8 protein-coding genes are annotated in these 13,238 nt (G+C 45.3%); 3 read left to right on the forward strand and 5 right to left on the reverse strand.

Features of this window, described 5'->3' with window-relative positions; all coding sequences use genetic code 11:
• The first annotated feature begins 43 nt into the window (after positions 1-43).
• The 3 genes from NSQ66_RS05280 (at position 44) to NSQ66_RS05290 (ending at position 7,116) form a co-directional block, all read left to right on the forward strand.
• On the forward strand, positions 44-1,633 hold the full coding sequence (locus NSQ66_RS05280; RefSeq protein ID WP_042124676.1) for an extracellular solute-binding protein: 1,590 nt from the start codon (positions 44-46) through the stop codon (positions 1,631-1,633).
• 64 nt (positions 1,634-1,697) lie between these two features.
• A complete protein-coding gene (locus NSQ66_RS05285; RefSeq protein WP_036680394.1) occupies positions 1,698-3,470 on the forward strand; it encodes a hypothetical protein in 1,773 nt (590 codons plus the stop codon).
• 70 nt (positions 3,471-3,540) lie between these two features.
• Positions 3,541-7,116 carry a hypothetical protein gene (locus tag NSQ66_RS05290; RefSeq protein WP_042124678.1) on the forward strand — a complete coding sequence of 1,192 codons (3,576 nt, stop codon included), beginning with the start codon at positions 3,541-3,543 and terminating at the stop codon, positions 7,114-7,116.
• Between the two features lie 45 nt (positions 7,117-7,161).
• On the opposite strand, the gene NSQ66_RS05295 is transcribed toward NSQ66_RS05290, so the two are convergent.
• From NSQ66_RS05295 to NSQ66_RS05315, 5 genes are all read right to left on the reverse strand, one after another.
• Positions 7,162-8,850, reverse strand: coding sequence for an alpha-glucosidase (locus tag NSQ66_RS05295; protein WP_036680398.1), 1,689 nt, complete (start codon positions 8,848-8,850; stop codon positions 7,162-7,164).
• Between the two features lie 37 nt (positions 8,851-8,887).
• Complete coding sequence (locus NSQ66_RS05300; RefSeq protein ID WP_170914277.1) at positions 8,888-9,709, reverse strand: carbohydrate ABC transporter permease; 822 nt, start codon at positions 9,707-9,709, stop codon at positions 8,888-8,890.
• A complete protein-coding gene (locus NSQ66_RS05305) occupies positions 9,706-10,572 on the reverse strand; it encodes a sugar ABC transporter permease (RefSeq protein WP_076141942.1) in 867 nt (288 codons plus the stop codon). The genes NSQ66_RS05300 and NSQ66_RS05305 overlap by 4 nt, the downstream gene beginning before the upstream one ends.
• Before the next feature lie 77 nt (positions 10,573-10,649).
• Positions 10,650-11,915 (reverse strand): extracellular solute-binding protein, encoded by a 1,266-nt coding sequence (locus NSQ66_RS05310; RefSeq protein WP_038569000.1) that lies wholly within the window; start codon positions 11,913-11,915, stop codon positions 10,650-10,652.
• A gap of 155 nt (positions 11,916-12,070) precedes the next feature.
• Positions 12,071-13,075, reverse strand: a complete 1,005-nt coding sequence (locus NSQ66_RS05315) for a substrate-binding domain-containing protein (protein ID WP_036680403.1) — start codon at positions 13,073-13,075, stop codon at positions 12,071-12,073.
• Positions 13,076-13,238 lie beyond the last annotated feature (163 nt).

Here is a 13,238-nt window from a genome sequence, read left to right on the forward strand (position 1 = left end):
TCGATAATTAAAGTAAGCGATTTATTCCAAGGAGGAATATCAAATGAAAATGCTGTCTAGAAAAAATGCTTATACCTGCTTCACTGCCCTGATTGGGGGAACGCTCATCTTGTCTGGCTGTGGCAATTCGAAGGGAGGTAGTTCTGAGGGAACTGCCAATGCTCCATCCAAGCCAGTACCGATTGAATTCTCGATGAACGTGAACACGGTTCCAGATGTTAATAACAATGAAGGGATCAAATGGTTGAATGAAAAGTTCAATATGGATCTAAAATTCACACCGATTCCAAACTCTAATTTTAAGGAAAAATTCAATGCGATGGTCGCTTCTGGCTCGATGCCTGATGTATTTACCTTTAATTTCGATGCAACCGCGATCAAGCTCATCAAGCAAGGAGCCGTCGCTCCGCTCGACGAGTACATTTCGGAGTATCCGAATTTGAAATATACCCAGCTTCATTATGATAATGTCAGCTATGATGGGAAGGTTTATGGTATTCCTATTGCACGCTCATTGCTTGCTGCTCCAAACGCGCCGCTGATCCGCCAAGATTGGCTGGATAAATTGAACTTGCCTGTTCCGAAGACATTGGATGAGCTGTACGCTACCATGCAGGCGATGACAAATAATGACCCGGACGGCAACGGGAAGAAGGATACGTATGGGCTGCAGCTTGGTGAAATTACTGGTCGAGCAGGCGATTTCAATGGACGGGAATTTTGGGGAACAGGCGACCTGTTATACAGTTTCGGTCTTGATGGCTCGGGCTGGGTGCTGAAGGATGGTCAGCTTGTTATGAACGAAGCGATGCCTGAATATAAAGTTTATCTGGATTGGCTGAAAAAAGCTGTCAGCGAAGGCTTGGTTGATCCTGATTTCGTCTTGAACCAAGCGAATGAGGCACAGGATAAATTTTTCAAAAACGGAAAAGGCGGAATTGCCTTCGACTTTGTTTCGATGATCCGTAATTTTACTTCGACCGTTCCAGTGACTACACCTGGGGCTAAGCTAACTGCATTTGAACCTCCGGTTGGACCTAATGGCGAAAGCGGAGTCGTATCTGGTCCGGGTAATGTAGGTGTCATCTTTATCAGTGCTGAGGCCGCGAAAGATAAGAATAAAGTGAAGACGATTCTGCAATGGCTTGACTACGGTCCGTCCATGGAAAATGGTTATGTTGTAGACGGTGTACAGAAATACAACAAATTGCAAAACTATGGGCTTGATGGCGTTACCTTCAAAACGAACAGTGACGGCAGTGTTGAAGTGACCGATAAGGATAAGCTGAAAAAACTTGGAGGCGGATACATTTTGCCAACTCAAGCACTTCCGAATCCGGAGAACACGAACTATACAAAAGATTCGGATGATCCTGAAACATTGGCACTGGAAATCGCTGCTAACGATATTTTGCTAAAGCATCTGAAAGTAAGCCCCATCGCCGGACTTCATTCCCCTACAGAACAAAACACTCCGGATATGTACATGGATCTTGTAAAAGCCAAAGTGAAATACGTCATGAGTCAATTGAGCTCTGAGGAATGGGACAACGCGCTTAAATCGTTCATGGACAAAGATGGTACAAAAGTGACGCAAGAATTTAATGAAGCACTGAAAAACGCTAAAAAATAAAGCTTCTCCCCCGGTTTCCGGGGGATATTTTCAAATTATCCTCTGTAAAGGAAGGGCAAGACATATGATGAATTCATCAATCCAACAAGTCTATAAAGATGTTATAGAGAAGCAGTGGAAGGATTTCGACAAGCAGTGGCTTGCACTTAAGACTAGGAGAGGCCCAGCCTACAATTATCATACTAATGTGCGCGACGCAGAGGTTCATTTGATTCGTGAATCGTTTTATTTTTCCTTATCTTTACTAGACCGCCAAGATGAGGGCGATGCCGAACTTGCGGCGCAAATGATCGGCTGTCTGCTCGACTTCCAGGAACTAGATAGAGAACACCCTTATTACGGAATTTGGCCTTATTATATGGAAGAATCAGTCGCCGATATGGCCTCTCCTGATCGCAATTGGGCTGACTTCTGTGGGAAAGCGCTCATTCAGGCCTATGTGGATCATGGCGATAAGTTGCCGGCTGAGCTACAGGGTCGAATTAAGAATTCACTGGAGGCAGCTGCTGAATTAATTAAAGAGCGCAATGTATTACCTTCGTATACGAATATTTGTATCATGGGGACTTACGTAGCACTGCTTGCAGGGGAATTGCTCGACAACAAGGACTTGTTCACTTACGGACGGAGTAAATTGAAGCTTCTGCATGAATATTGCACACTGCATGGTGCATTTACGGAGTACAATAGTCCGACTTATACCATTGTAGCGATTGAAGATTTGTCACTTATGCTCAGACATATACGGGACACAGCCAGTTTAGAGATGATCCGTGAGCTGCATGACATGGCGTGGGCTTCCATCGCTGAACATTATCATAGCACTACTGGACAATGGGCAGGACCCCATAGCCGATCATACGAAACGCTGCAAGGAAAGGGATTATTGTCATTCTTACAGCTTGCAGGGCAGGGACGTCTCCATTTCTTGGATGAGGATGAGCTGGAGATCAGCGCGCTTTGGGTGCGTGTCGGGTTAAATATGCCGGAACAGTATGTGTCTTATTTTAAGGAATCACGCGCTGCTTCATACTCGGAAAAGGTGATAGTTAAAGGAGCTATTCCGGTAGTTGCATCTTCTTACCTGACGCCTGAATTAGCGCTTGGTTCTTTCAACCATTGTGATCTGTGGAATCAGCGCAGACCACTGACCGCGTACTGGGGAGAGAGAGGGCATGCTTCCAGCCTGCGTTTCCGCTGTCTTCATGACCAATATGATTTTAGTTCTGGATTGCTACACACGGTTCAGCATCGTGGTATGCTGCTTGGCATCGCTCATTTCTGTGCGGATCATGGTGACAAACATTTTGTCTTGGACCCTATTCATGGAGTGGTTAAAGCTACTTCCTTACTCTTTCGATTTGAATTCGGTGGAGAACGAAGTCAGCTGGTGATGCCGGAGCAGATAGAAGCGGGCAAACCGCTGTTAATCCGTTCTCCATATGTAACGATAGGGCTTGTGTTTGAAGATTACCGTTTTGGAGCTTATATACCGCAGCTTCGCGTGATCGAAGAAGAAACAACAACCTCTCTGGAAATCATCCTATATGAAGGAGCAATTAAGGAGTTGAAGTTAACTGAACTAAAGGAAGCACATCTTGCGTTCGGATTAGTGGTTGAAAATGCGAATGGTTCAGAGGAAGAAATACTTGCTAAGCTTGCTGGTATAAGTACGGTAAACAAAGAGGGGCAGTTACAGCTTGCTTATGAGGATCCGTGCAAAAAGTTGGAATTACAGGTGCCAACTGGGGTATTGCCATTCCGTCAAACGATGGAGCAGGCTGCTGGAAGGATAGAAATTAAGCTCGAAGCGGGAGCGCCGATATGGTCGGTGTAAAAGGAGGAGCAGCTTCACGCTCGCTCCAACAAAAACATGTAAGTAAATATTAAGGTGTGGGAGGTCAACTATGAAGGATAGATTGAAACGAAACCCAAGCAAACGGTGGTACTCGCTGGTACTCACCATACTGCTTACAATCACTGCCGTTAGTCCGGCAGTGGAAGCTGTCGGGCTAACGACCATGACACAGGACACACCGATCTATTACGATAGGGTAGACAATGTCTATCCTGATTTGGCCAGAAGTGAAGTAATGCTGGACTTTTTTGAACAGAACCTAATTGCCAATCAGCAGCCTGATGGACGTTTTGACAATTATCCGCAAAAAGTATATGTCACAGGAGATACCTTAACCGCAGGAAACGTTACAGATAATTACGGTTTTGAGTCTGGCGCATCTGGCATAGCGGAAGGCTGGAGTATTATTGACGAAGCCGAAGGAGCACCAGAACAGGTAAGTGTCGCTTGGCAACAGGATGTTTCTGCGGCTCTGGAGGGTAAGAGTTACTTTGAAATGACAGCGCATTCATTTGGCAGTGCTGCGCTCGTACAGCATATAAGTAATCCGCTACATGTTTTGGTGGACTACACAAATCCCGCTGATGTAACGCTAAAGCCTGGCAGCCTGATGATTTTCAGCGCTTTTTATAAAGCGGATCAGGTTATGACAACACCACAAGGTCGGGGAATTTATGGCAAAGTGACATTTGTGGATCAGGGTGGTACCCCGATTGGAGACCCTTATGTGTTCAATGCTGCATCCAATGCTGCATCCAATGCGGTAGACTGGCAAGAGATTCGCGGGCTTGTGACGGTTCCTCCACAGCAGCCTGCTGGCATTATTGTGCAAGTAGGCTTGGATGAGAGTAAAGGAACCGTAATGTGGGATGGTGTCCGTCTGATGCGTGTGAACACATCGGTTGGAAGCGATCAGATTCCATATGCAACGAAAGGAACAGCAGCAGTTCCGAACGCCGGATTTGAATCGTCTGCTTCATGGATGCCGGTGACAGAAAGCGGATCGGTGGATTCCATAACACCGTCGGTCGCTGGAGGTTATAGTGGAAAGGGTGGCTGGATTGTGTCCTCATCCACCTCGGCTGTCGCTCTACTGAGCAATACGCTGTCCGCATCTGGTAACGGGACGCGGCAGTTTGGTGGGGATTATCGCATTTTCAACGTGAAGTACAAAACAGAACCGGGTTTTACCTCTACCGAAGAACATGGCGTAGAAGCTCGTCTTATCTATCTTAATCAAAGGAAGGAGCAAATCGGCAGCCAGAGCTTTTATGGAGATTCGACAGGGGGAGAGTGGATGGAGATCAATGGCGTCTTTGATACTCCATATCCCGTTTATTATGTGCGGATCGAACTGCGGAGCAATCATGCCCAAGGCACGGTAGTTTTTGATAATGTCTCATACATTGGTGTAGATCAACAGGCCAGCAGTACGGAGGCGGGCTTCGGCACGATAGGGCTGCTCGCTTTCAACTGGGTCCGCGGCGGCAAAACAGACGAGATGCTTGCCAAACGTGCTAGAGACGGACTTGATTTTTATTTAAATAGTAGAGTCACTGCAATCGATAATATTGCTAATGCAAGTAAGTTAATGCCCGGTCAGGCTAACAGTGGGGCAGCTTATGTTCCATACAGCGTAAGTGGTGCTACTACAGGTGCAGATTATCCAACGACAGCCTTTGGTCTGCATAACTTGGCTACGGCTATCGAGTATGGAGACGACTTGTTTACGCCACAGCAAATGGAGGACGCCAAGGAGAAAGCTTTGTCAATGTGGAATTGGCTCACTCGGGTAAGCCAATTCAATACACAGCAGTCTATGAACCAATCACTTGTCGCTTTGTTAGGTGGGATTCAGATGGCGAACCTGGTTCAAGATGATGCGTTGAAAAGAGAAATTCGCGATTATTATGCGGCAGGCATCGACGGCACAAATCTCCCGATAGTGTCTGGTGGCATGCGCAAGGCCGCGCGGCAAAATATCGATGGTTATGATATTTTTTACGAAGTTAATGGATTTGACGTGAGTTATGCGGGCGTTTCGTTAAGCGACTTAGCCGGTATTATGCAGGCTCTTCCCGATCAGGATGCTGGTTATGGTGATGTGAAGGAACTGCTATATCAGGATGGCTTGGAAATGGCGAACTATTTCAACATTCGCATGTCTGCGGATGGGTGGATTTTTGCGGGATCACGGCATAACGAGGGCGGCAGCTCAGCTTATAATATGGGGAACTTTTCAGGGCTTTCGTACTGGGGTCATGCACTGCAAGCGGATCTCGGTCGTTTTTTGATCAAATCGTTCGGCTCTCCTGTAATGTCATACGGGGATACAGCCAATTTGGGACATCTAGCGGTACATGGTCCGCTGCAAATGTACGAAACAATCAAGCGATATCCGTGGGATCGTACTCAGCAGCAGAAGCTGGAAGATAGCAGCATGCGCAAAGGAGAGGTATCGATTTATTTTAAAGCCGATTCCAAGCAGCCGCTTAATATTTCTGTATCCGGCACCGATTTCATGGAGAGCCTGCACGATACCGGAAAGGATGATCCCGATAAACCAGGCTTCCCAAAAATCGATCGGGTGAACGGTTGGTATGCAAAAGGGGCTGACGGAAACTGGAAATACGATGATATCAAACAGCTTACAGTGAGTCACGAGCTTCCTTCTTATTATGTACACCAAGATGAAGGTACGACAGCGAATGGAGTTAATTTGACGAAGCAATATTACATCACCGACGGCAAATCGTTATATAATCTTTTAGCGGTCCGGTTCGGATCTGCTCAAAGCTATTTATCACTTGGTGAACTGATCGGCTTGCCATATATGTCTGTACCAAATCGGGTGTATATTCCGGGGGAGAATGAGCTTGATCGGATTCGTATTAATGGTCTTTACGGCACGGACGGTACGCCACTGCTCGATTTAGCTCAGGATAGCGGTTCTGTATCAGCACCTGCTTTTGTGGCGGGGACGGCCAGAATTACCGGATTCCCGATGTTGAAGGCGGAGAATGCACCCGCTGGAGGAGCAGCCAAGCCGACATGGTTATCCACTGCAGATGAGGGGGCGCTAAGCACAGGATTTGTTACTACACCCGGAAAAATTATGGACGATTTGTATTCAAAAGCGTTATGGGATCCAACGAATGTTCGTTCTTCCGCGAACAACGGAAATATCGTTCAGTTCGCCAACAGCGATAAGATTACTGTTCAAGTAACGGACAGTACACTTCCTGTATCCTATAAAGAAGGAGACTGGGTCTACTTCGTTAGTAAAATCGAGCCTAATGCAGAGGCGTCCGGCTTTACAGTCAAATCAGTTGCGAAGTATACAGGACGAACGGACGTACTTCGTGTATTGATGATTGAAGATGAAGGGATGCAACTGGTGTTGTATGACGGGCACTCCCTGTTTATTGATAAAGCGGGGAAAGCAGCTTTAATTGATGGTCATCTCGTTCATGGATCAGGTTTGTCTTTGCTTAGGGGACAACTAGACCGTTCATTAGGAGACGATCCAGAACAATTTCCATATATATTAGATTTGAACGGGGACGGCCAAATTGATGCTGATGATTTGGAATTAATGTCAGTGAATCAACTTCAGACAGAGTAGTATCAAAAAAAGGAAGAAGTCGCGAGGACTTCTTCCTTATTTAAATTATTTAAGCTTATATACACGAGCTTCATAAGGACGAAGCTGAATTGTGTTTAGTTCTTCTTCTGGATTTATTTCGTAGTTGGCAATAAGCAATTCCTTCGCTTGGAATTTCACAGTAGAAGGAAGTTCGAAAGTCGTAGGCTCTCCGAAGAAATTCAATACAACCAGTAGCTGTTCTTCTCCAAGAGTACGTAGATAAGCGTATACCTGCTCATTCTCCTCGGCCAAGATTGTATAGTTTCCGTATACGATAATCTCATGCTGCTTACGCAGTTCAATTAGCTTCTTATAGTAGTGGAAAATAGAATCGGGATCAGCCAGTGCCTTCTCTACGTTGATATCTTTGTAGTTAGGGTTCACAGCCAACCACGGATTGCCGGTAGTGAAGCCTGCCTGCGGTTCCGAGTTCCATTGCATCGGCGTACGGCCATTGTCCCGACCTTTGATGTAAATGGAATTCATGATTTTTTCTTCCGAGTGTCCGGCAGCCAAGTATTCCTTATACATATTTACAATTTCAATATCCTTGTAGTCATCGATGGAAGCAAATTGAACATTTGTCATGCCGATTTCTTCACCTTGATAGATGTAAGGTGTACCTTGGAGCGTGTGAAGCAGTGTTGCTAGCATTTTGCCAGACTCTTTCGGGAACAGCTTATCATCACCAAAGCGGGATAGCATACGTGGCTGATCATGGTTGTTCATATACAAGCTGTTCCAACCCTTACCGTCGAGTGCGACTTGCCACTTGGAAATAATGGACTTAATGTCCGCCAGCTTCCAAGGCTGTACATTCCATTTACCTCCAGGACCGGAATCGACGTCCATGAGCTCGAAATGGAATACCATGTTCAGCTCGTTACGATCCTCGGAAACATACAGTGAAGCTTCTTCTGGAGTGACATTAACGGCTTCACCCACGGTCATGATATCGTACTTGGATAGCACCTCACGGTTCATTTCCTGCATATACTCATGTACGCGTGGACCGTTAACGAAATAGTCTCCACCGAAGTGGTACGTAGGCTGTTCTCCGTTACTTTCCCCAGAAACGCTAGGTAATTCCGGTACTTTGGAGATCAGGTTGATTACGTCCATGCGGAAGCCGTCAATTCCTTTATCCAGCCACCAGGTCATCATATCGTAGATTTCCTTGCGGAGCTTTGGATTGTCCCAATTTAGATCAGGTTGTTTACGGGAGAAGAGATGGAGGTAATATTCCTCCGATTTCTCATCGTATTCCCAAGCTGATCCACTGAAGAAGGAGCCCCAGTCGTTCGGCGGCTGTCCGTCTTTACCCGGACGCCAGATATAATAATCACGATAAGGATTATCCTGCGATTTGCGGGACTCTACGAACCAAGCATGCTCATCTGAGGAATGGTTGACCACAAGGTCCATAATCAGCTTCATGCCACGGCTGTGAAGACCAGCAAGCAGTTCCTCCCAATCGGAGAGCGTTCCGAAATCATCCATAATACTTTGATAATTACTGATATCATAACCGTTATCGTCATTAGGCGACTGGTACACTGGGCACAGCCACACCACGTCGACACCAAGATGATTTAAATAATCGAGTTTCGAGATAATCCCTTGCAGATCACCAATGCCATCCCCGTTACTGTCTTTAAAGCTGCGAGGGTAAATTTGATACACTACGCTTTCTTTCCACCATTTTTTATCCAAGGTTGTAATCTCCTATCTCTATATAGATCTAGCTATTTTATTTAATGGACCCTGATGTAAGTCCGCTGATAATCCATTTTTGTGCGAACAAATAGACGATGAGCATCGGGGTTAATGCGAGCAAATATGAAGCGAAAGCTAAGTTGAAATCTGTACTGAACTGCCCCTGGAATACATATTGTACCAGCGGAAGTGTGTAGGAATCCTGATCGCCGAGCAGAACCAGCGGTAGCATAAAGTCATTCCAAGTGGATAGACAAGACAGGATACCGATCGTTGCACTAACAGGAGCAAGAAGTGGAAAAATAATCTTCCAGAACGTTCCAAAGGTCGATGCGCCGTCTACTGTAGCCGCTTCTTCCAGTTCATACGGAATGGAACGGATATAACCGGTGTAAACAAACACGTTAAAGGCCAGACCATAAACGACGTATAGAATAATAATCCCTACAATGTTGTTCATGTGTAGATCCGTAGTCACTTTGACCACAGGCAGCATGATAATCTGGAAAGGGATAAACATTGCGCTGATAAAATAGAAGTACAGCACTTTGAAAAATCTTCGCTTCATATTACGTGCAATAGCATAGGCTACCATGGAGTTGGTAAGCAATATGAACACGACTGTTGTAACGGTAATCACGGTACTATTTCCTAATGCATTGAAGAAATTCGTTGCTTTAATCGCATTGGAGAAGTTCTCAAAATGCAGGCCAGTTGGCAGCGAGAAGATAGATTGAGCCATTTCCTCGGGATTCTTGAGTGCGATGGCAATGGTCATGTACAGCGGAAACAGGATCAGTAGTGAGCCTAGGGCGATAAGAATCGTTACAGGCCAGTTGGTTGATTTTTTGATCATAAGTCCATCTCCCGTTTCTGCAGAAATTTAAGCTGAAGGGCGGAGATAACGACAATCACGATAAAATAAATCACGGCGTTCGCCGATTGATAGGCAAATTCTCCGCCTTGGAAGCCGCCTGTGTAGATTAAGTGGGCAATGGATTGCGTTGAACGACCTGGACCCCCGCCTGTCAAGGCAACGATTTGGTCGAATACCATTAGACCGCCCTTCATCGCGAGCACCATATTGATGGTGAAGAAGGAAGCAAGCATTGGGAACGTAATGCTCCAGAATTCTCTCCAGCGGCTAGCGCCGTCCAGATTGGAAGCTTCGTAAAGATCATGAGGAATGGTTTGAAGGCCCGCGAGATAGAGAATCGTGTTATAAGCAATCCCCTGCCAAACGGCTACAATGACGATACCGATCCAAGCCCAGTCCGAGTTACCGAGAATGTTCTGTGATAGGAATTCGCTGCCGAGCTTCGCACCCCAAATAGGGAATACATTAGCGAACAAGTAGTTAAAAATAAAACCAACAATCAATACGCTGAGGATATTAGGCAGGAAATATACACCGCGGAAAAAGTTTTTGGCTTTAATCTTGGCGTTAAGCCCAAGCGCAATCAACAAACTGATGATGTTGATGAGAATAGTTGTTAAGATGGCATATTTAAAAGTGAACACATATGAATTCAGCACATTTTCGTCTTGAAAAATGTTAATGAAGTTCTTAAATCCTACGTAATCAAAGCTGTCACTGAAGCCGTCCCAGTTAGTGAACGAATAATAAATACCCTGCAGTGCAGGAAAGGTGTGAAAGGCAAAGAAAAGAAGCAATGCCGGTATAGTCATTAGATAAAAGGCGACTCGGCGTTTGGCCATCATGTAATCCTCCTTGGAAAAGAGAAAGAGAAGGGGGAGTCCCGTTCTCTTTCTCGGCTCTTATTTGTCAGGTCTTGTTATTTCCGGTCAGCTACCTTATCCCATTCTTTATCAAGCTGTTTCAGGTACGCATCAACATCTTTCTTTTGCAGGAAGGCTTGATTGATGGTATCCACTTTCATGGCACTTGGGATGTAGTGGTCCGCAAAGTCGGCCAAGTTACCTGAGGTAAATGCTGCTTTGAAGCCGTCCATTGTCGGATCATCTTGTGTTACACCTTGCACAGCTGGGAATGCTTTTTGCTCGTTAATGTAGAGGCTGACATTCTCAGGCTGGAGCAGGAATTCCACGAATTTTTTAGCTTCTTCTTTATGTTTAGTGCTCTTAGAGATAGTCAACAATGTGTCTACGCCAGAAATGACCTTATTGTTAGCAGCATCATTTGTCGCTGGGAAAGGGAATACACCAAGCTCAATGGATGGATTAGCCTTCACGATTTCTGGGATCGCCCATACCCCTTGCAGATACATTGCAGATTCACCTTTTGCGAAAGCTGTGTTGCCGTCATTGTAGCCTTTTCCAAAAATATCTTTCTGACCGAACTCCGTCAGCTTAAGCAGCTTTTCAGCAATTTCGTTGAAGCTGTCTGCGAAAGTCACAGTACCTTCAGTACGCTGCTTGAAGAAATCATTGCCTTTTATGATTGTAGAGAGGGAGTTGAACGGCGTAAGGGTTGTCCAGGAATCCTTAAGGGTCAGGTAAAAAGCATTTTTACCGCTGTCCTTGAACTTTTGAGCGACGGCAATGAACTCGTCCCAAGTGGTTGGCACAGTAACGCCGGCTTCAGTGAACATCGCTTTATTGTAAATGACACCACTTGCGTTCGAAGAGAATGGAAGACCATTCAGCTCGCTAGAACCCGTCAGGTCTTTCAGCATTTGAACATAAGCAGGCTGGATACTTTCAGCAAGTGGATCACTAGAGAAGTCTTCAAACAGACCACTTCCGGATAATGTTTTGTAGGTGTCAGTGGCACCGATACCGACCACGTCAGGAATGTCTTTTTTAGCTGCACGAGTCTTCAGCACGGTTTCGGCATCCGGTGGGTTCACTTGAGTGACTACGATGTTCGGATTGGCTTCATTAAATTTCGCAACCAGCTTGTCGAAGGTGGCTTTGGCTTCGGTCTTATTTTGGAAAAACTCGATTTTCACCTTGTCACCGGAGGAGTTCCCGCCGCTAGATGTGTTGTCAGCCGCATTGTTACCACTATTGCTACCGCAGGCGCTAAGCACGGACATAGCCAGTAGACTAACCATTACGGGTTTAATTGTTTTTTTCATGATAAATCCTCCTAATAATGTGTTGGTATTATGGTGAATTTGGTAAGAGTAAACGTTTACGTTGATTGCAAATTTAAATGATATGCATGTTCTTCTAAGCGACGGGTATGCCATAAAAGAGACAGTAAACGTTTACGTAATATTGATAAAAAGACTTAGGTAAGCGATCTTACCGTTTGTCTTTCCACAATTGTGTGATCGACAATCTGGCTGTTCACAGACTCGCCTGTTTCAATCATCTGAATGAGCTTCTCCACGGCGATCTTTCCAATATCGTACAGCGGTTGGCGTACTGTTGTTAAAGGCGGAATAACCATTTTGGCTAATCCAAGATCGTCATATCCCATAATGGAGATATCCTCGGGCACGCTTAGACCATTTTTGATAACGGTGGAGAGGGCACCAATCGCCATTTCATCACTAGCAGCAAAAACGGCAGTCACATCAGGCGCTTGCTCCAAAAGAGTCTCCATAGCTATACTTCCGCTCTCATACAAAAAATCTCCGTAAGCAAGATAGCGGCTGTCAAAAGGAATGCCATTTGCTTCAAGCGCATGCTTGTAACCTTCTGCTCTTGGCGCACCAGCGATAAGATCGCTAGGGTTCCCACTAATCATGGCTATTTTGCGGTGACCTTTTGAAATTAAGTAGAGGATAGCGTCAAAAGCAGCTCGATAATCATCTACTTTCACATAAGGGACCTTGGCGAATTCTGTTTGGGAAGAGACCAGTACAACGGGGATCCTCATGGTTTCTAGCACATCGTAATATTCTTTCTTAAGGACTTCACTCGAAAAAATAATGCCATCAACCTGTTTCTCTCTCAGGAGCTGCAAATACTTCAACGTTCTTTTACCGTCCTGATCGGTATTGCATACCATCACACTGTAGTTCCGGTCATTGGCCAATTCTTCAATACCTTTGAGCAGATCGGAAGAGAAGGCACCAGAAACACTAGGGAACATAACACCAATGGTCTGTGTACGCTTATTGATTAGACCCCGGGCAATCGCATTGGGTTGATAACCAATTTCTTTGATCGCCTCATTTACCTTTTGTTTCGTTTTGTCCGAATACCCACTTAAATTGTTTAGCACGCGAGAGACTGTGGCAATGGAAACGTTCGCTTTCTGTGCAACATCTTTAATCGTTGGGTTCATTCCTATGAGCTCCTTAAACTACGGTTATCCTTGAATTAAACGCTTACGCTGATGAGAGTAAGTTATGAAGGAAGAGAACGTAAACGCTTACCCCGAATATAAATGCTGGTAGGCGCTTTTGTCAACTGTACTTAAAAAATAAAAAAATGATCAAAACTACGCA

This window comes from Paenibacillus sp. FSL H3-0329 (assembly GCF_037963285.1).
In the GTDB taxonomy this organism is placed as follows: Bacteria; Bacillota; Bacilli; order Paenibacillales; family Paenibacillaceae; genus Paenibacillus_AQ; species Paenibacillus_AQ odorifer.